Source organism: Burkholderia sp. HI4860, from assembly GCF_002223045.2.
Lineage (GTDB): Bacteria > Pseudomonadota > Gammaproteobacteria > Burkholderiales > Burkholderiaceae > Burkholderia.
Genome location: NZ_NKFO02000003.1, coordinates 2616801 through 2635899 on the forward strand (window position 1 = coordinate 2616801; position 19099 = coordinate 2635899).

15 protein-coding genes are annotated in these 19099 nt (G+C 67.1%); 6 read left to right on the plus strand and 9 right to left on the minus strand.

Going from position 1 to position 19099, the window contains the following annotated elements:
* Positions 1–80 precede the first annotated feature (80 nt).
* A complete protein-coding gene (locus CFB34_RS27430) occupies positions 81–719 on the plus strand; it encodes a methyltransferase domain-containing protein (RefSeq protein ID WP_089440862.1) in 639 nt (212 codons plus the stop codon).
* Here the strand turns inward: CFB34_RS27430 and CFB34_RS27435 are convergent.
* Positions 706–1980: an EAL domain-containing protein gene (locus CFB34_RS27435; RefSeq protein ID WP_089440861.1), complete on the minus strand. Its 1275-nt coding sequence runs from the start codon at positions 1978–1980 to the stop codon at positions 706–708. The genes CFB34_RS27430 and CFB34_RS27435 overlap by 14 nt on opposite strands.
* A 192-nt stretch (positions 1981–2172) precedes the next feature.
* On the minus strand, positions 2173–3609 hold the full coding sequence (gene mdtD / locus CFB34_RS27440; protein WP_089440860.1) for a multidrug transporter subunit MdtD: 1437 nt from the start codon (positions 3607–3609) through the stop codon (positions 2173–2175).
* 220 nt (positions 3610–3829) lie between these two features.
* On the opposite strand from mdtD, the gene CFB34_RS27445 reads away from it, so the two are divergent.
* Complete coding sequence (locus CFB34_RS27445) at positions 3830–4153, plus strand: DUF2917 domain-containing protein (RefSeq protein WP_089440859.1); 324 nt, start codon at positions 3830–3832, stop codon at positions 4151–4153.
* 450 nt (positions 4154–4603) lie between these two features.
* Positions 4604–5995 carry a CoA transferase gene (locus tag CFB34_RS27450; protein ID WP_089440858.1) on the plus strand — a complete coding sequence of 464 codons (1392 nt, stop codon included), beginning with the start codon at positions 4604–4606 and terminating at the stop codon, positions 5993–5995.
* 36 nt (positions 5996–6031) lie between these two features.
* On the opposite strand, the gene CFB34_RS27455 is transcribed toward CFB34_RS27450, so the two are convergent.
* Positions 6032–6778, minus strand: coding sequence for a GntR family transcriptional regulator (locus CFB34_RS27455; protein ID WP_089440857.1), 747 nt, complete (start codon positions 6776–6778; stop codon positions 6032–6034).
* Positions 6779–6944: 166 nt separating this feature from the next.
* On the opposite strand from CFB34_RS27455, the gene CFB34_RS27460 reads away from it, so the two are divergent.
* Complete coding sequence (locus tag CFB34_RS27460; RefSeq protein ID WP_089440856.1) at positions 6945–7790, plus strand: aldo/keto reductase; 846 nt, start codon at positions 6945–6947, stop codon at positions 7788–7790.
* Between the two features lie 27 nt (positions 7791–7817).
* On the opposite strand, the gene CFB34_RS27465 is transcribed toward CFB34_RS27460, so the two are convergent.
* From CFB34_RS27465 to CFB34_RS27490, 6 genes are all read right to left on the minus strand, one after another.
* Positions 7818–9428 (minus strand): hypothetical protein, encoded by a 1611-nt coding sequence (locus CFB34_RS27465; RefSeq protein ID WP_242808706.1) that lies wholly within the window; start codon positions 9426–9428, stop codon positions 7818–7820.
* A gap of 298 nt (positions 9429–9726) precedes the next feature.
* Entirely contained in the window at positions 9727–10737 is a 1011-nt protein-coding gene (locus CFB34_RS27470) for a HoxN/HupN/NixA family nickel/cobalt transporter (protein ID WP_179243655.1), read from the minus strand.
* A 161-nt stretch (positions 10738–10898) separates the two neighbouring features.
* The gene (gene fusA, locus CFB34_RS27475; protein WP_089440853.1) at positions 10899–13010 is read right to left on the minus strand and encodes an elongation factor G; all 2112 of its coding nucleotides are present in this window, start codon (positions 13008–13010) and stop codon (positions 10899–10901) included.
* A gap of 217 nt (positions 13011–13227) precedes the next feature.
* The gene (locus CFB34_RS27480) at positions 13228–13728 is read right to left on the minus strand and encodes a DUF192 domain-containing protein (protein ID WP_089440852.1); all 501 of its coding nucleotides are present in this window, start codon (positions 13726–13728) and stop codon (positions 13228–13230) included.
* A gap of 163 nt (positions 13729–13891) precedes the next feature.
* A complete protein-coding gene (locus CFB34_RS27485; protein WP_011352970.1) occupies positions 13892–14107 on the minus strand; it encodes a hypothetical protein in 216 nt (71 codons plus the stop codon).
* A 281-nt stretch (positions 14108–14388) separates the two neighbouring features.
* On the minus strand, positions 14389–14967 hold the full coding sequence (locus CFB34_RS27490; RefSeq protein WP_046544582.1) for a pseudouridine synthase: 579 nt from the start codon (positions 14965–14967) through the stop codon (positions 14389–14391).
* A gap of 277 nt (positions 14968–15244) precedes the next feature.
* On the opposite strand from CFB34_RS27490, the gene icd reads away from it, so the two are divergent.
* On the plus strand, positions 15245–16501 hold the full coding sequence (icd, locus tag CFB34_RS27495; protein WP_006478026.1) for an NADP-dependent isocitrate dehydrogenase: 1257 nt from the start codon (positions 15245–15247) through the stop codon (positions 16499–16501).
* Between the two features lie 282 nt (positions 16502–16783).
* Positions 16784–19012 (plus strand): NADP-dependent isocitrate dehydrogenase, encoded by a 2229-nt coding sequence (locus CFB34_RS27500; RefSeq protein ID WP_089440851.1) that lies wholly within the window; start codon positions 16784–16786, stop codon positions 19010–19012.
* The last annotated feature ends 87 nt before the right edge of the window (positions 19013–19099 follow it).

The window sequence follows — 19099 nt, forward strand, 5'->3', positions numbered from 1 at the left end:
GGCCGTGCGTGATGCCGTACGGAGTGTGCAACGGCTAAGATGCGGAGTGCGTCATACGACGCCTATGCGGAGCCGTCACCATGGTGGATCGCCCGACTCTCGATGCCTACGACGCCCATGCCGCGCAATACGCGCAGGACTGGCTCGACCAGGCTGCGCCCGACGACATGTACGCGCTGCTGGAGCAGCATTTCTCGCCGGGGCCGACTGCGGACGTCGGCTGCGGGGCCGGGCGGGATACGGGCTGGCTCGCGTCGCGCGGCTTCGACGTGCGCGGCTACGACGCGAGCGCCGCGCTGCTCGACGAGGCGCGGCGCCGCCATCCGGACCTCACCTTCGAACTGGCCGCGCTGCCGGCGCTGGCCGGCGTGCCGTCCGGCGCGTTTCGCAACGTGCTGTGCGAGACGGTCGTCATGCATCTCGAACAGGCGGAAGCGGCCGTCGCCGCCGCGCGGCTGGCCGAGCTGCTGATGCCAGGCGGCACGTTGTACATGAGCTGGCGGGTGGCCGGAAACGGCGCGTTGCGCGACGAGCGCGGCCGCCTCTACACGCCGCTCGATTCGGCGCGGATGCGGGCGGCGCTCGGTGCCGGCACGCAGGTGATCGACGAGCACGAAGTCGTCAGCGCATCGTCCGGCAAGCGCGTGCACCGGCTGATCGTACGCAGGACCGCCGCCGCCCGAGCAGGGCGGCGCGGCGGCACGCTCATTCGCGGTTGAGTGCCGCTTCCCAGTTGATGTCGACGCAGAGTACCTGCATGCCGGTCGCGACCGGCGCGGCGATCGAGGCGGTCACGCACAGGTGCGCCTCGTTGATCGACAGGTAGGGCGCCGTCAGGTGCACGCGTCCCGGCGCGCGCATCGCGTCGATGAAGTACGGGCGGCGTTCCCAGCTCGCGCCTTCGGAATGCAGCAGCGGCCGGAAGCGCTTCGCGCGCTGCGAGACGCTGCCGCGCGCGAGCACGTTGTCGCCGATCTGGCGCCCCGATGCGTCGAGCAGGAAGCAGCGTGCGGTCTCGGGCAGCCCGAGCACGGCCGCGGCCGCGTCGGTCAGCGTTTCTCCCGCGACGAGCTTCTGGCTCGCTTCCTCGAGCGCCGCGACGTACGGCGCGAGCCGTTCCGCCTGCGTGCGCTCGCGTTTCGCGACGCGCAGCCGCAACGCGGCCGACAGCGTATCCATGCAGCCCGCGGCGGCCTGCGGCTGCACCGGTTCGACGCTCGGCCCCGCGAAGTACTGGCCCTGCACGAAATCGACGTCGCACTCCAGTGCGATCAGCGCGTCGCGTTCGGTCGCGAGCCCGCCCATCAGCACGAGCTGACCGGATTCGTGCAGCAGCGACACCAGGCCCGGCAGCACGCGTTCGAGATGTGAGTGCTCGCTCGCCTGCGCGAGGATGCCGCGGTCGAGCGTGACGATGTCGGGATGCAGGTGCCACACGCGGTCGATGTTCGAATGCTTCGCGCCGAACCCGACCAGCGCGATCAGGAAGCCGGCCTTGCGCAGCCCGTCGACGATCGCCGCGTAGCGCGGCGTCTCGCCGCCCGCCTGTTCGGGCACCTCGAGCACGACGCGATGCGGCGGCAGCCCGAGCGCCTTCAGGTTCGCGAGCATTGCGTCGCTGTAGACGGTGTCCATCAGCGCGGCCGGATGCAGGCTCAGGAAGAGCCATTCGTCGTGGCTGTCGAAGGCGTGGAAGTTGCCGAGATGCAGCGATTCGGCGAGCCGGCCGAGCTCGAGCAGGTCACCGCGCCGCGCCGCCTGCGTGAATACCTCGTGCGACGCCACCTGGCGGCTTTCCTCGTCGTGTGCACGCAGCGACGCGTGATAGCCGATCGCGCGGCGGTGCGACACCGAGAAAACGGGCTGGAACACGCTGAACACGGTGTAGCCGCCGTACAGCACGGTGCGCCGGTTCCCGTCGTCGCCCGCGACGGGGCGGGGCGGCTGAAAGCCGGGGGGATCGATTTCGATCATGCTCATGATGTCGGCCGAAGGAGGACTGCCAGTTTACCTAGAGAATAGGCGAGCAAGAAGCGTGCACGGCATCGTGCCCCGTGCGGCGGCGCGTCGCGGCCAAGCTCCGCGGGGCATTACCGGTGTTTCAGATGCGCCTCGCAGGGCCGTGCTGCACCGTGATGGTGCGCGCCGACCCGGTTCGGCGCGCGCCCCGCATCACGCGCGCTCGGACGGGTCGGTCTTGCGCGCGGTGCTGCGGATCTCGGGCGCGAGCTGCGCGAAGATCCACGCGGAAGCCGCCGTGATGATCCCGACGCAGATGAACGTCGCATGGAACGCCGGCAGCGTGTTGCTCGGCGTCACGGTGCGCAGCATGCCCGTGAACGTGGCGAGCAGCGCGCCTGCGACCGTGACGCCGAGGCTCATCGACAGCATCTGCACGAGCGAGAACAGGCTGTTGCCGCTGCTCGCGCCGCCCGTGCCGAGATCCTTCAGCGTCAGCGTGTTCATCGCGGTGAACTGCATCGAGTTGAAGCCGCCGAACAGCGCGAGATGCACGACCTTCACCCAGACGGGCACCGTGTCGCGCATCAGCGCGAAGCTCGCCATCATCACGCCGACCATGATCGTGTTCGCGAGCAGCACCTTGCGGTAGCCGTGCCGCGTGATCAGGCGCGTGATGATCCGCTTCGAGAACATCCCGGCGGCGGCCACCGGCAGCATCATCAGCCCGGCCTCGAACGCCGAGTAGCCGAGGCTCACCTGCAGCAGCAGCGGGATCAGGTACGGCATCGCGCCGCTGCCGATCCGCGCGAACAGGTTGCCGAGCAGCCCGACGCTGAAGGTATGGATCCGGAACAGTTCCAATGAAAAGATCGGTTGCGGCGCGCGCACCGCATACAGCCCGTACGCGACGAAGCACGCGAGGCTCAGGATCAGCAGCACAAGTACGGCCGCGTGCTGCATCCCGAGATCGGCGAGCCCGTCGAGCGACAGCGAGATCGCGACCATGCCGATCGTCAGCAGCAGGTAGCCCTTCAGGTCGAAGCGGCCGACGGCCGGGTTGCGCGAATCGGGCATCGAGTAGAAGGTCGCGATGCAGCCCGCGACGCCGACCGGCACGTTGATCAGGAAGATCCAGTGCCACGACGCGATCTTCACGAGCCAGCCGCCGAGCGTCGGCCCGATCAGCGGGCCGATCAGGCCGGGAATCGCGACGAACGACAGCGCGGCCAGGTAGCGCTCGGCCGGAAAGGTACGCAGCACCGCGAGCCGTCCGACCGGCAGCAGCATCGCGCCGCCGACCCCCTGCACGACGCGGAACGCGACAAGTTGCGTGAGCGTATGCGCATTCGCGCACAGCAGCGAGCCGAGCGAGAACACCAGGATCGCGCTGAAGAACACACGCCGCGTGCCGAAGGTATCCGCGAGCCAGCCCGAGACCGGGATCATCACCGCCATCGTCAGCGAGTACGCGATCACGACCGACTGCATCCGCAGCGGCGATTCGCCGAGGCTCGCGGCCATCGACGGCAGCGCCGTGTTCACGATGGTCGCATCGAGCGTCTGCATGAAGAAGCCCGTTGCGACGAGCCAGAGCATCACGGTGAGATTCTTTTCGCCGGGGGCGGCGGCAGGCGGGCGCTGGAACATGGGGGCGGGAGGGTGGCGCGGGACAGCCGACATTGTAGGGAAAGCCGTCGCGTCGTGCCGGTTCGGCGCAAGGACGGCGCGAAGTCCGCGGACAGGCGCCTCCCGTCCCTGTCGATCGGCCAGTACAGTTCGGCCAAAAGTGTCTGCAGCCGTATCTGTCCGTGTGCTGCCACTGTCCGAAATACTGATGCCATCGGATCCGTGCGACCAGGAGGCTGCCATGCGCGAACTGCGACTTTATGTGATCGATGGCGACGAGCCGGCCGGTCGGTGGCGGATCGTCGATCGCACCTCGCTGGAGGTGGCCGACGGCGAGGTCTGGGTGACGATCGAGGGCTTGCCCGATGATCACTGGCTTGGCGCCGGGGCTGCGCTGATGTTGACGCCCGGCATGCGCGTATGGGTCAGCGCGGGGCCGCAGGGTGCAACGTTCGCGTTCGGTCCGCTCGAAGTGCCGGCAAGGCGAGCCGCGCAGGCGTGGTGGAGGCCGCTCGTCGCGTGGCGCGACGGCCGGCGCCATGCGGTCGTATCGCTGCCGACTTAGCGCGGCCGGCGCGGGGTCAGCGTTCGGTCCGTGCATTGTTCGAGCGCATACGTGATCCAGCCGGCCGTGTGGTCATGCGACGATCTGCATGATCCGCGAATCCGGCTCCGGTACGTCCTGGTCAAGCGAACGTTCGACGCTCGCGCGCGAGCGTTTCGCGTCGGCACGGCAGCGTGCGGGCAGCCGCGCTGGATTCGCGTGGGGGTATCGGTACCCGGTTGCGCGATCCGGTAGTGAGCGCAGCAGGTCGCGGTTCACAGATGCAGGGGTTCACGCCGGTATCGAGGATACCGGCAGGTTTCCTGCGCACTGGAAGGTGTGAGGTTGGCCGTTTCCGCCGGAACGCAGGGAATACGACCGTGCGTGATGTGAGGATTCATGCAATCAGGATTGCTCGCGACTGCCGCCGATCCTAGACTCGATGTTGTCTTCTTCACCGCCCATTCCGCCATGACCCCCGAACTTGCTTTGGCGCATCTGTGGCGGCTCGCACACGGCGACCCCGGCGCGCTCGCCCGTGCGACCGTAACGGGGCAGGACCCGACGTTGCCTTCGACCTTCCGGGTCGGCACGCTGGCCGCGGCGACGATCGCGGCAGCCGGGCTCGCGGCGGCCGAATGCCACCGGCTTCGCACGGGCGTCGCACAATCCGTCGACGTATCGGTGCGCGATGCACTCATCGCCTTCCGCAGCGAACGCTACCTGCGCGTGGACGATGGTCCGCCGCCGGAGTTGCGTCATCCGGTGACGGGCTTCTCCGAGACGGGCGACGGACGCTGGATCCAGCTGCACGCTAACTTCCCGCATCACCTGAGCGGCATTCTCGACGTACTCGGCTGCGGCGCGCAGCGGGACGATGTCGCCGCGGCGATCCGCACGTGGGACGGTGCGGCACTCGATACCGCGCTGGCCGATGCCGGGCTGTGCGCCGCATTGATCAGAACACCTGACGAGTGGGCGTCGCTCGAGCAAGCGCGCGCGATCGAGTCGCTGCCGCTGTTCGAGATCGAGCGGATCGGCGATGCGCCGCTCGAGCCGATCGGTCGCGGCGAAGCCGGCCAGCCGCTCACGGGTGTGCGTGTGCTCGATCTCACGCGCATCATCGCGGGGCCGGTCGCGGGCCGCACGCTGGCGTCACATGGCGCGCAGACGCTGCTCGTCAACGGCCCGCACCTGCCGAACATCGCGCCGCTCGTGATCGACAACGGGCGCGGCAAGCGTTCGACGTGGATCGACCTGCGCGATGCGGCCGGTGTCGATACGCTGCACGCGCTCGTGCGCGATGCGGACGTGTTCCTGCAGTCGTACCGCCCCGGCGCGCTCGCGGCCCGCGGATTCGCGCCGCACGCGCTGGCGGAGCGGAGGCCCGGCATCGTGTACGTGTCGATCTCGGCGTACGGACATGCGGGGCCGTGGGCGCAGCGGCGCGGCTTCGACAGTCTCGTGCAGTCGGCGAGCGGGATCGCGTGGCAGGAGCAGCAGGCCGCGCACGCGGACGCGCCGCGCCACCTGCCGTGCCAGGCGCTCGATCACGCGACGGGGTATCTCGCGGCGTTCGGTGCGATGATCGCGCTCGCGCGGCGGGCGAGCGAAGGCGGAAGCTGGCACGTGCGGCTGTCGCTCGCGCAGACGGGACGCTGGCTGCAGTCGTTCGGCAACGTGCCGGATGGCCTGGGTGCGCCCGATCTCGCGGCCGCCGACGTGCGCGACCGGCTCGATCGCGTCGCATCGCCGTTCGGCATGCTCGATACCGTGCGACCGGCCGAGCGCCTGTCGGCCACGCCGCCGGCGTTCGAGCGGCCGCCCGTGCCGCCCGGCACCGACGTCGCGCGCTGGCTGTAAGCGGTAAGCAGGTAAGCAGTGGCCGCGCGGTCGGCGTTACTTGCGCAGCTCGACGACGAAGTCGTAGTAATCGTTGCGGCAGTAGGTATCGGTCAGTTCGATCGCGCGCTGGTCCGACGTATAGCCGATCCGCGTGATCAGCAGCAGCGCGTCGTGCGGCGCGATGCCCATCTGTTCGGCGATTTCGTCGGTCGCGTTGACCGCGCGGAAATGCTGCAGCGCGCGCACGATCGGCGTGCCGCGCGCTTCGAGATAGCTGTACAGCGAACCGCCGATCGCCTGCGGATCGGGAATCAGCGTCGCGGGGAACGTCGAGTTCTCGACGGCCATTACGATGCCGTCGGCGAGGCGCAGGCGTTTCAGGCGTGTAACGGATGCAGCCGGCGACAGTCCGAGCTGGATCACTTCGTCGCGGTTCGCCGGCTGAATTTCGCGTGCGAGCCATTGCGAACTCGGCTTGAAGCCGCGGCGCTCGAGCATTTCGCTGAAGCTCGACAGTCGCGACAGCGGATCCTCGTAGCGCGGCTGGATGAAGTTGCCGGCGCCCTGCGTGCGGCGAATCAGGCCTTGCTCGACGAGCAGCGCGATCGCCTTGCGTGCGGTGATGCGCGACACGCCGAGCGCATCGGACAGCACGCGCTCGGAGGGCAATGCCTCGCCGGCTGTCCAGCGGTTGTCGTGGATCGCGTCACCGAGCTTGCGGGCGAGCTGCAGGTACAGCGGCGTGTCGTTGTCCGGGTCGGGGCGCAGGTCCTGCCACCGGTCGTCCGTGGGTGCCTTCATGGAATGGGTATCGATCAGGTTGCGGCCATTCTAAGTCATCATGCGGTGCCGTTATAGCCGGTTTTTGCCGTGCAATAGGCCGTCGGCGTGCCGATTGACTACACTGACACGTCGTATTCCATGCTTCGGCCGCGCTGCGCGGCCACGAACCCGCAACGAGGAACGCATGACAGACACGATCGCCACGGTCGTCCTGCCGGACGGCGAGACGATTCCGAAGCTCGGTCAGGGCACCTGGGAAATGGGTGAGCGGCCGGCCCGCCGAGCGGACGAGATCGCCGCGCTGCGCGAAGGCATCGAACTCGGGATGACGTTGGTCGATACGGCCGAGATGTACGGCGACGGCGCGACCGAGGAGCTGGTCGGCGAAGCACTCGCGGGCCTGCGCGACGACGTGTTCCTCGTCAGCAAGGTCTATCCGCACCATGCGAGCCGGCGCGGCGTCGTCGCCGCGTGCGATGCGAGCCTCAAGCGCCTGCGCACCGATCGTCTCGATCTGTACCTGCTGCACTGGCGCGGCTCGGTGCCGCTCGAGGAGACGGTCGAGGGCTTCGAGGCGCTGCAGCGCGCGGGCAAGATTCGTCGCTGGGGCGTGAGCAACTTCGATACGGCCGATATGGAGGAACTCGTCGACGACGCGGGCGGCGGTGCCTGCGCGACCAACCAGATCCTCTACAACATCGCGCGGCGCGGCCCGGAATTCGACCTGCTGCCTTGGCTCGCCGATCACCGGATGCCGGCGATGGCGTACAGCCCGGTCGACCATGGGCGGCTGCCGAAACGTTCGCCGCTCGACGAGATCGCGCGGCTGCGCGGCGTGTCGGTGATGCGCGTCGCGCTGGCATGGGTGCTCGCGCAGCCGGGCGTATTCGCGATCCCGAAGGCATCGAGGATCGAGCACGTGCGCGACAATCGCGCCGCGCTCGATTTCGTCTTCAGCGATGACGAGCGCGCGCAGCTTGACGCGTATTTCCGTCCGCCGCGCAGCAAGCGCGCGCTCGAGATGCTCTGACGGCATCCGGTCAGGCAACGTGTCCGGTCAGTGGTTGCCGCCGGACGAGCCGCCGTTGCCGGTACCGTGGCCATTGCCATTGCCATTGCCATTGCCGTTGCCGTTGCCGTTGCCGCCGCCATCGCCGTGGCCACCGTTGCCTTCGCCGTTGCCCGAGCCGCCGTTGCCACCGCCATTTCCTTGACCACCGTTGCCATGGCCACCGCCGTCGCCATGGCCACCACCGTTGCCGTGGCCACCACCGTCGCCGTGACCACCACCGTCGCCGTGACCACCGCCGTTGCCGTGGCCACCGCCGTCGCCATGGCCGCCACCGTCGCCGTGGCCACCACCGTCGCCGTGACCACCGCCGTTGCCGTGGCCACCACCGTCGCCGTGGCCACCGCCGTCGCCATGGCCACCACCGTTGCCGTGGCCGCCACCGTCGCCGTGACCACCGCCGTCGCCGTGGCCACCGCCGTCGCCATGGCCACCACCGTTGCCGTGGCCGCCTCCGTCGCCGTGACCACCGCCGTCGCCGTGACCGCCACCGTCGCCGTGACCGCCGCCGCCGTGGCCACCGCCGTCGCCATGACCGCCGCCGTCGCCGTGACCACCACCGTTGCCATGGCCGCCACCGTCGCCGTGACCTCCACCATCGCCATGGCCACCGCCGTCGCCGTGGCCACCACCATCGCCGTGACCACCGCCGTCGCCATGGCCGCCACCATCGCCGTGACCTCCACCGTCGCCATGGCCACCGCCGTCGCCGTGGCCACCACCATCGCCGTGACCACCGCCATCGCCGTGACCACCGCCGTCACCATCGCCACCGCCTCCGTGTCCGCCATGGCCTCCGCCGCCGGAAGTGCCGCCGCCCGAAGTACCGCCACCGGAAGTGCCGCCACCGGAAGTGCCGCCGCCGGAAGTGCCGCCGCCGGAAGTACCGCCTCCCGATGTACCGCCACCCGAAGTACCGCCACCCGAAGTACCGCCTCCCGAAGTACCGCCACCGGAAGTACCGCCACCCGAAGTACCGCCACCCGAAGTACCGCCCCCCGAAGTACCACCACCCGAAGTACCACCACCCGAAGTACCACCACCCGAAGTGCCGCCACCCGAAGTGCCGCCACCCGAAGTGCCGCCACCCGAAGTACCACCACCCGAAGTACCACCACCCGAAGTACCACCACCCGAAGTGCCGGCACCACCGGAACTACCGTTACCACCGTTGCCGGACGAGTTGCCTCCGCGACCCGTGCCGCTCGTCCCGCCGGACGTTCCGCCTGTCGTTCCACCGACACCCGCAGGTCCGACGGCACCGTTGCCGTTATTTCCCCCGCCACCGTTGCCGCTGCCACTACCGTTGGCCGGCCCAGGGCTGCCGCTACCATTGCTGCTCGGGCCGGCCCCATTCCCGCCGATACCATGACCGGCATAGACCCGCACCGCACACCCAGCCGGATTGGCTGCGCATGACGTAGCGTCCGCGACCAGCGTCATGATGGTGTCCGCGCCGGCGTTCGCGCCGGGCGCGGAATCAGGCGTGGTGGTTTGTGCGACGGCATACGAGCAGCAGCACGCAAACGCGGCCGCGGCCAGTAAGGTCGCACGAGGGCACCGTCCCGCCGGACGGGACGGTTGTTTCGTCTTATGCATGATGGCCTCCCCTTGCGCGCGACGCCTCGTTGCCGCGCGGCTAGCTACGTGTAATGCAGGGAGCCATAAAAGATTCGTTATCCTATCGGTGACCGATTGCCTTGGGGCCGGCGCTTGACGCCAGCCGCGAACGCGGATCGGCACGCGGGCCCGCCGTGCGAATCCCTATGTGCGAGATTCGTGCCATCGGCCGCTTGTGCCCGTCGCGCAAGGCGCGTGCGGACACGCGGCGCACGCACGCAGCATCGTCGGGGGGATTTTGTTTCCGGAATGAAACGTCCGGGCGTTCGCGCGTGGCTCAGCGCGCCGGCGCATCGGCCGCGCGCTGCCAGCGGTGGAACAGGATCGACGCGATCCAGCACACGAGGAACAGCGCGACGATGCCGTAGCCGATCGAGCCGAAGCGTTCGCCGAGCGCATCGAGCGTGTCGCGCACGGGGCCCGTCAGCGCCAGCTTGTCGGCCAGCAGGCCGGCTGCCTCGATCCCGCCGATCGCCAGTGCGACGGCCGCCGACACGAACGTGATGCTCGCGTTGTAGAGCAGCTTGCGCTGCGGATCGTCCATCGCCCAGCCGTACGCATGAATCATCAGCACGTTGTCGGTCGAGTCGATCAGCGTCATGCCGGCGGTGAAAAGCGCGGGAAACAGCATGACCGTGTAGACCGGCAGCCCCTGGCTTGCCTGCGCGGCGGCGATCGCGAGCAGGCCGATTTCGGTTGCAGTATCGAAACCGAGCCCGAACAGCACGCCGACCGGATACATGTGCCAGCTCTTCGACACGAACCGGAACAGCGGACGCAGCAGCCGGGATACGAGCCCGGCAGGGCGGTGCACATGCGCGCCATCGTGTGCATGCCCGTGCGTGCCGCGATAACGCCGCCACACGTCGCGCAGGATCACCAGGTTCACGCACGCGAGCACGAGCAGGAAGGTGGCCGACACCGCCGTGCCGATCGTGCCGCCGATCTCGCGGAATGCGTCGAACCGGTCGCGCAGCGCGAACGCGGTCAGCGCGATGCCGAGCGTCGCGGCGATCACGATCGTCGAATGGCCGAGCGAGAAGAACAGGCCGACGCTCACCGGACGCTGGCCGTCCTGCATCAGCTTGCGCGTGGCAACGTCGATCGCGGCGATGTGATCGGCGTCGACTGCATGACGCAGCCCGAGCCCGTACGCGATCGCCGCGGTGCCGAGTAGCAGCGGATGGTCGCGCAGCACCGCGAGCGCCCACAGCCACACGGCGACGTTCGCGGCGATCAGGCCGGCGTAGAGCATCAGCAGGCGGCGCAGGGCAGGGGTGGGCGGCATCGGGCGGGTTCCATCTGACGAGTCGCGGTCCATTGTGGCATGTGAAAAAAATGCCGGCGATCAAAAAGCCGCAATCGCGGCAGCGAGCGCCGAATGAAAAAAGGCCCGTCCGGAACCGGACGGGCCTTGCCTGCAAGCAGCAGCGCTTGAGCGCGCCGCGCTTACTTCACTTTCGCGCTGATCACGCCTTCCGACACGTTCGCCGGCGTTTCCGCGTAGTGCTTGAACTCCATCGTGTACGTCGCGCGGCCCTGCGTGGCCGAACGCAGCGACGTCGAATAGCCGAACATCTCCGCGAGCGGCACCTCGGCGCGCACGAGCTTGCCGCCGCCGCCCGCGATGTCCTCCATCCCCTGCACGATGCCACGCCGGCTCGACAGGTCGCCCATCACGTTGCCCATGAAATCCTCGGGCGTCTCGACCTCGACGGCCATCATCGGCTCGAGCAGCACGGGCTTCGCGCGGCGCATCGCTTCCTTGAACGCCATCGAGCCGGCCATCCGGAACGCGTTTTCGTTCGAGTCGACGTCGTGGTACGAGCCGAACGTCAGGTGAACCTTCACGTCGACGACCGGGTAGCCCGCGAGCACGCCGCTCTTCAGCGTCTCGGTGATGCCCTTGTCGACGGCCGGGATGAATTCGCGCGGAATCACACCGCCCTTGATCTCGTCGAGGAACTCGTAGCCCTTGCCGGGGTTGGGCTCGAGCGTGATCACCGCGTGGCCGTACTGGCCGCGACCACCCGACTGCTTGACGAACTTGCCCTCGACGTCGGACGCCGTCGTGCGCACCGTCTCGCGATACGCGACCTGCGGCTTGCCGACCGTCGCCTCGACGCCGAATTCGCGCTTCATCCGGTCGACCAGGATTTCGAGGTGAAGCTCGCCCATCCCCGAGATGATTGTCTGGCCGGATTCTTCGTCGGTCTGCACGCGGAACGACGGATCTTCCTGCGCGAGGCGGTTCAGCGCGAGGCCCATCTTTTCCTGGTCGGCCTTCGTCTTCGGCTCGACGGCCTGCGAGATCACCGGTTCCGGGAATTCCATCTTCTCGAGGATGATCGGCTTCGCCGGATCGCACAGCGTGTCGCCGGTGGTTGCTTCCTTCAGGCCGACGGCCGCCGCGATGTCGCCCGCGCGCACTTCCTTGATTTCCTTGCGCTCGTTCGCGTGCATCTGCAGGATCCGGCCGAGCCGTTCCTTCTTGTCCTTGGTCGCGTTGAGCACCGTGTCGCCCGATTCGACCACACCCGAGTACACGCGGAAGAAGATCAGCTGGCCGACGAACGGGTCGGTCATGATCTTGAACGCGAGCGACGAGAACGGCTCGTCATCGCTCGGATGGCGTTCCGCCGGCTTTTCCGGATCGGCGAAGTCGTGGCCGAGGATGGCCGGCACGTCGACCGGCGACGGCAGATAGTCGATCACCGCGTCGAGCATTGCCTGCACGCCCTTGTTCTTGAACGCGCTGCCGCACAGCATCGGCACGATCTCGTTCGCGATCGTGCGCTTGCGCAGCGCGGCCTTGATCTCGTCCTCGGTCAGCGATTCATGGTCGTGCAGGTACTTCTCGAGCAGTTCCTCGCTCGCTTCCGCCGCGGCCTCGACCATCTTTTCGCGCCATTCGTGCGCGAGCTCGACGAGGTTTGCCGGGATGTCCTCGTACGAGAACTTCACGCCCTGGCTTTCGTCGTCCCACACGATCGCCTTCATCTTCACGAGATCGACGACGCCCTGGAAATGATCTTCCGCGCCGATCGGAATCTGGATCGGCACGGCGACGCCTTTCAGGCGCTCGCCGATCTGCTTCTGCACGCGGAAGAAATCGGCGCCGATGCGGTCCATCTTGTTGACGAACGCGATGCGCGGCACCTTGTACTTGTTGGCCTGGCGCCAGACGGTCTCGGACTGCGGCTGCACGCCGCCGACCGAGTCGTAGACCATGCACGCGCCGTCGAGCACGCGCATCGAGCGCTCGACTTCAATGGTGAAGTCGACGTGGCCCGGGGTGTCGATGATGTTGATCCGGTGCTCGGGATAGTTGCCGGCCATGCCCTTCCAGAAGGCCGTGGTCGCGGCCGACGTGATCGTGATGCCGCGTTCCTGCTCCTGCTCCATCCAGTCCATCGTGGCCGCGCCGTCGTGCACTTCACCGATCTTGTGGCTCACGCCGGTGTAAAACAGGATGCGCTCGGTCGTCGTGGTTTTGCCGGCATCGATGTGAGCGCTGATCCCGATATTGCGATAGCGCTCGATGGGGGTTTTGCGGGGCACGTGAACCTCCTTAGGTTCGGATGTAAGCGGGCCGACAGTGGCGGCCCGGGCTGGTCAAGCGAGACTTAAAGCATAGCGCTTGCGCGTGGCTTTTGCAGATGCGGCCGGCGGCGGCGGAATCAAGCCGGGCGCCACCGCCGGCGGGCGAAAAAAAAGCCGGCGCGCAACGGGCGGCCGGCTTCGGTCGGTGCGCGGCACGACGCCGCGGCAATGGCCGTTACTGGGCCTTCGGCAGGCCGTCGAGCTTCATGCCGGGCTTGATGCCCTTCGCCGCGAACCAGCCCTTGCTCATTTCGAGCGCATAGACGCCGTTGTTGCGCGGGCAGTGGTTGTCGGTCGTCTCGGCCTTCATCTCGTCGATGTCGGTGATCGTGCCGTCCGCGCGGATGAACGCGATCGACAGCGGGATCAGCGTGTTCTTCATCCAGAAGCAATGCACCGCGTTCTCGTTGAACACGAACAGCATGCCTTCGTTCGGCGCGAGCTGCGAACGGTACATCAGCCCCTGTTCGCGGTCGGGGTCGTTCGCGGCGACGGCTGCGTCGATCACGTACATGCCGGCGCGCAGCTTCACGCGCGGGAATTCGCTCGGCTGCTTGGCGCCGGGCGGCACTTGCGCGCTGGCGGCCTGCATGCCGAACGCCATGACGGCGAGCGCGGCGGGAAACACGGCGGCGCGCGCAAGGCGGCCGAGCGACGAGCGCAGGGAGAATTGCACAGCAAGGCTCCTATCTGGAAAACAAGACCCGCATGGTACGCGATGCGTGTCGTCGGGCACAAAAAGAAAAAGGCAGATCGCCTTGCGGTGATCTGCCTTTCAACGCCGTAAGAACGGCAAGACTGCGTGTTCTTGACTGCGTTATTTATTACAGCAAGCTTACTTAGTTCGAAGCAGCTGCCGGTGCTGCTGCGTCGCTCGCTGCAGCCTTCTTCGATGCCTTGTGGTGCTTCTTGGCTGCGTGGTGCTTCTTGGCAGCGTGCTTAGCCGGTGCCGAAGCAGCTTCAGCAGCAGCCGGAGCAGCTTCCGGAGCCGATGCTTGTGCGAAAGCAGCCGTTGCGAAGAGACCAGCGACCAGAGCAGCGATCAGTTTGTTCATGTTGTGTTCCTCAGCTTTAGTTAATTAACCAAATGACCCGGCAATAGGAGTCATGTCGTCTAACGGTGCCATCCACCTTTCGGTTGACAGACGCTTCGAGAAATTTCTCATTGCGCTGCGGGCGCCGAATCGTATTCGATAAAAACGTCGCTTTCGTGACGCAAACACGGGTTCGGCTGCCAATGCCGGATAGCTAAGGTTGGCATCTGCGTGGTTTAACGCGCGATCTTCGCAGCCGGTTGACGAAAAAGATGACGAAAAATTCGCCCGTCCCGAATTCGTCATCCGGCGGGCGCGAAACCCTCCCACGGTGCGCGCGGCGGCAGGGCGATTGTTTCTCCCGGTGCAATGCCGAGCGCGAATATATCCAGTGCGCCGATGCCGACACGCACCAGGCGCAACGTCGGGAAGCCGACGGCCGCCGTCATCCGGCGTACCTGCCGGTTCTTGCCCTCGGTGATCGCAAGCTCGATCCACGTGGTCGGGATCGCGGCACGGTAGCGGATCGGCGGATTGCGCGGCCACAGCGTGTCGGGCGGTTCGATGAATTCGGCGCGGCACGGGCGTGTCACGTAGTCGCCGAGGTCGACGCCGCGCGCGAGCGCCTTCAGGTCGGCGGGGCCGGGCGCGCCCTCGACCTGCGCCCAGTAGCGCTTGACGAGCTTGTGGCGCGGCTCGGCGATGCGCGCCTGCAGCGCGCCGTCGTCGGTGAGCAGCAGCAGCCCCTCGCTGTCCGCGTCCAGCCGGCCGGCCGCGTAGACGCCGGGCGTTTTGACCCAGTCGCCGAGCGACGGGCGCGTCTCGTGCGCGGAAAACTGGCAAATCGTGCCGAACGGCTTGTTGAGGGCGATCAGGTTCATGGCGGGGCGTCCGCCCGGCGCGCCGCGGGAAGCGGGGGCGGGCGGTCTATGGCAAATGGCGGAATCTTAATGCATAATACGGAACGGCAAGTCCTCTGTCTTATATAAGACATAAGTGGGGTCTTGATACGCAGTGCCGCGCTTCATGCCGAAGTGCCCGGTTGGGGCGCTAGAATAGCGGCTCGCTGTTGCCGTCACGGGGTGGCCATGCCGCGCCCCCGCCGCGCGCGCAGCTTCGACCAGCATCACCTGCTCAGCCACGTCACTGGAGTCGATCATGCCGTATCAGCACATCAAGGTTCCGGAAGGCGGTGACAAGATCACCGTCAACAAGGACTTCTCGCTCAACGTTTCCGATCAGCCGATCATTCCCTATATCGAAGGCGACGGTACGGGCTTCGATATCACGCCGGTCATGATCAAGGTCGTCGACGCGGCGGTCGCGCATGCGTACAAGGGCAAGCGCAAGATCCACTGGATGGAGATTTTCGCGGGCGAGAAGGCGACGAAGGTGTACGGCCCGGACGTGTGGCTCCCGGACGAAACGCTGCAGGTGCTGAAGGAATACGTGGTATCGATCAAGGGGCCGCTCACGACCCCGGTCGGCGGCGGCATCCGTTCGCTGAACGTCGCGCTGCGCCAGGAACTCGACCTGTACGTGTGCCTGCGCCCGGTGCAGTACTTCAAGGGCGTGCCGTCGCCGGTGCGCGAGCCGCAAAAGATCGACATGGTGATCTTCCGCGAGAACTCGGAAGACATCTACGCGGGCATCGAATGGGCCGCGGGCTCCGAGCAGGCGAAGAAGGTGATCAAGTTCCTGCAGGACGAGATGGGCGTGAAGAAGATCCGCTTCCCGGAAACCTCGGGGATCGGCGTCAAGCCCGTGTCGACCGAAGGCACCGAGCGTCTCGTGCGCAAGGCAATCCAGTATGCGATCGACAACGATCGCAAGTCGGTCACGCTGGTGCACAAGGGCAACATCATGAAGTTCACGGAAGGCCTGTTCCGTGACGCCGGCTACGCGCTCGCGCAGAAGGAATTCGGCGGCGAGCTGATCGACGGCGGCCCGTGGATGCGCGTGAAGAACCCGAAGACGGGCAACGAGATCGTGATCAAGGATTCGATCGCCGATGCGTTCCTGCAGCAGATCCTGCTGCGTCCGGCCGAATACGACGTGATCGCCACGCTGAACCTGAACGGCGACTACATCTCCGACGCGCTGGCCGCGCAGGTCGGCGGCATCGGGATCGCGCCGGGCGCGAACCTGTCCGATTCGGTCGCGATGTTCGAAGCGACGCACGGCACCGCACCGAAGTACGCAGGCAAGGATTACGTGAACCCCGGTTCCGAGATCCTGTCGGCGGAAATGATGCTGCGCCACCTCGGCTGGACGGAAGCAGCCGACACGATCATCGCCGCGATGGAGAAGTCGATCCTGCAGAAGCGCGTCACGTACGACTTCGCGCGCCTGATGGAAGGTGCGACGCAGGTGTCGTGCTCGGGCTTCGGCGAAGTGCTGATCGAGAACATGTAAGGCCCCTTCCGGGGTGGGCCGGCAGGTTGCCGGCCGCCCCGGCGCCTACTGCCGGCGCCGGAGCATTTCGTGGATGGCAGGTTTGTTGGCAGGGCGGTCCGGCATGCGGGCCGCGGCGCCGCGATGCGGCCCGGAGCCCCTGCAAGGTAGAACATGACGGCCTTCGCAACACCACCGCCCGGCTGAGCCGGCGCGCCCCTTTCGCGACCGACCCGGTCGCTCCCCGCCGGTTACCCGCCGGCGCTCCCTGTTCAACAATCACGTAGCAATGCTTTGACCACCATGTCCACTTCGCCCAAGATCATCTACACCCTCACCGACGAAGCGCCCGCGCTCGCGACCTATTCGCTGCTGCCGATCGTCAAGGCCTTCACGCGCTCGTCCGGCGTCGCCGTCGAAACGCGCGACATCTCGCTCGCCGGCCGCATCATCGCCGCATTCGCGGACGTCCTGCCGCCCGAGCAGAAGGGTTCCGACGATCTGGCCGAACTGGGCCAGCTCACGCTGAAGCCGGAAGCGAACATCATCAAGCTGCCGAACATCAGCGCATCGGTGCCGCAGCTGAAGGCCGCGATCGCCGAACTGCAGGCGCAGGGCTACAAGCTGCCGGCCTACCCGGAAGATCCGTCGACGGACGAAGAGAAGGCGGTCAAGGCCCGCTACGACAAGATCAAGGGCAGCGCGGTGAACCCGGTGCTGCGCGAAGGCAACTCCGACCGTCGCGCGCCGCTGTCGGTCAAGAACTACGCACGCAAGCATCCGCACAAGATGGGTGCGTGGAAGGCCACGTCGAAGGCCCACGTCGCGCACATGACCGAAGGCGACTTCTACGGCAGCGAGAAGTCGGCGCTGATCGCCGATGCCGGCAGCGTGAAGATCGAACTCACGACGACCGACGGCGCGAAGAAGGTGCTGAAGGAAAAGACGGCCGTGAAGGCCGGTGAAGTCATCGACGCTTCGGTGATGAGCCACAATGCGCTGCGCAGCTTCATCGAAGCGCAGATCGCCGACGCCAAGGCGCAGGACGTGCTGTTCTCGGTGCACCTGAAAGCGACCATGATGAAGGTCTCGGACCCGATCCTGTTCGGCCACTTCGTGTCGGTGTTCTACCGCGACGCGCTCGCGAAGCACGCGGACGTGCTGGCGAAGGTCGGCTTCAACCCGAACAACGGCATCGGCGACCTGTACGCGCGCCTGAAGGACCTGCCGGCCGATACGCGCGAAGCGATCGAAGCCGACGTCAAGGCCGAATACGCAGTGCGTCCGCGCCTGGCGATGGTCAACTCGGACAAGGGCATCACGAACCTGCACGTGCCGAGCGACGTGATCGTCGACGCATCGATGCCGGCGATGATCCGCGATTCGGGCGGCATGTGGGGCCCGGACGGCCAGCTGTACGACGCGAAGGCCGTGATTCCGGACCGCTGCTACGCCGGTGTCTACCAGGCCGTGATCGAGGACTGCAAGCAGCATGGCGCGTTCGATCCGGTCACGATGGGCAGCGTGCCGAACGTCGGCCTGATGGCGCAGGCGGCTGAAGAATACGGTTCGCACGACAAGACGTTCCAGATCCCGGCGGACGGCGTCGTGCGCGTCACCGACGAAGCGGGCAACGTGCTGCTCGAGCATGCCGTGGAAGCGGGCGACATCTGGCGCATGTGCCAGACGAAGGACGCACCGGTGCAGGACTGGGTCAAGCTCGCGGTCAACCGCGCGCGCGCGACCGGCGCACCGGCCGTGTTCTGGCTCGATCCGGCGCGCGCACACGACGCGCAGATCATCGCGAAGGTCGAGCGTTACCTGAAGGATCACGACACGAACGGCCTCGATATCCGCATCATGACGCCGGTCGAAGCCACGCGTTTCTCGCTCGAGCGCATCCGCGCGGGCAAGGACACGATCTCGGTCACCGGCAACGTGCTGCGCGACTACCTGACCGACCTGTTCCCGATCATGGAACTCGGCACCAGCGCGAAGATGCTGTCGATCGTGCCGCTGATGGCCGGCGGCGGGATGTTCGAAACGGGTGCGGGCGGCTCCGCGCCGAAGCACGTGCAGCAGTTCGTCGAGGAAGGCTTCCTGCGCTGGGATTCGCTCGGCGAATTCCTCGCGCTGGCCGCGTCGCTCGAACACCTCGGCAACGCGTACCAGAACCCGAAGGCGCTCGTGCTCGCGAAGACGCTCGACCAGGCGACCGGCAAGTTCCTGGACGAGAACAAGTCGCCGGCGCGCAAGGTCGGCGGCCTCGACAACCGTGGCAGCCATTTCTACCTGTGCCTGTACTGGGCGCAGGCGCTGGCCGAGCAGACCGAGGACGCGGCGCTGAAGGCACAGTTCGAAGGCGTGGCGAAGGCGCTGTCCGACAGCGAAGCGCGCATCCTGGAAGAACTGGCGGCCGCGCAGGGCAAGGCGCAGGCCATCGGCGGCTACTACCGTCCGAACGTCGACCTGACGAGCCAGGCCATGCGCCCGAGCGCGACGCTGAACGGCATCGTCGACGCGGTCGCCTGACGCAGGCCGCGCGATCGCGCGGGCCGATGCGCATGCCGGCGCGGCGGGCATTGCTGCCTGCCACCGGCTACAAAAGAAAAACGCCCC

Coding starts and splice junctions, on each gene's coding strand:
- CFB34_RS27435 (WP_089440861.1), bottom strand. CDS start 1,980: ATGAGCATGATCGAAATCGATCCCCCCGGCTTTCAGCCGCCCCGCCCC.
- CFB34_RS27430 (WP_089440862.1), top strand. CDS start 81: ATGGTGGATCGCCCGACTCTCGATGCCTACGACGCCCATGCCGCGCAA.
- CFB34_RS27470 (WP_179243655.1), bottom strand. CDS start 10,737: ATGCCGCCCACCCCTGCCCTGCGCCGCCTGCTGATGCTCTACGCCGGC.
- CFB34_RS27490 (WP_046544582.1), bottom strand. CDS start 14,967: ATGAACCTGATCGCCCTCAACAAGCCGTTCGGCACGATTTGCCAGTTT.
- CFB34_RS27450 (WP_089440858.1), top strand. CDS start 4,604: ATGACCCCCGAACTTGCTTTGGCGCATCTGTGGCGGCTCGCACACGGC.
- mdtD (WP_089440860.1), bottom strand. CDS start 3,609: ATGTTCCAGCGCCCGCCTGCCGCCGCCCCCGGCGAAAAGAATCTCACC.
- CFB34_RS27460 (WP_089440856.1), top strand. CDS start 6,945: ATGACAGACACGATCGCCACGGTCGTCCTGCCGGACGGCGAGACGATT.
- icd (WP_006478026.1), top strand. CDS start 15,245: ATGCCGTATCAGCACATCAAGGTTCCGGAAGGCGGTGACAAGATCACC.
- CFB34_RS27485 (WP_011352970.1), bottom strand. CDS start 14,107: ATGAACAAACTGATCGCTGCTCTGGTCGCTGGTCTCTTCGCAACGGCT.
- CFB34_RS27465 (WP_242808706.1), bottom strand. CDS start 9,428: ATGCATAAGACGAAACAACCGTCCCGTCCGGCGGGACGGTGCCCTCGT.
- CFB34_RS27500 (WP_089440851.1), top strand. CDS start 16,784: ATGTCCACTTCGCCCAAGATCATCTACACCCTCACCGACGAAGCGCCC.
- CFB34_RS27455 (WP_089440857.1), bottom strand. CDS start 6,778: ATGAAGGCACCCACGGACGACCGGTGGCAGGACCTGCGCCCCGACCCG.
- CFB34_RS27445 (WP_089440859.1), top strand. CDS start 3,830: ATGCGCGAACTGCGACTTTATGTGATCGATGGCGACGAGCCGGCCGGT.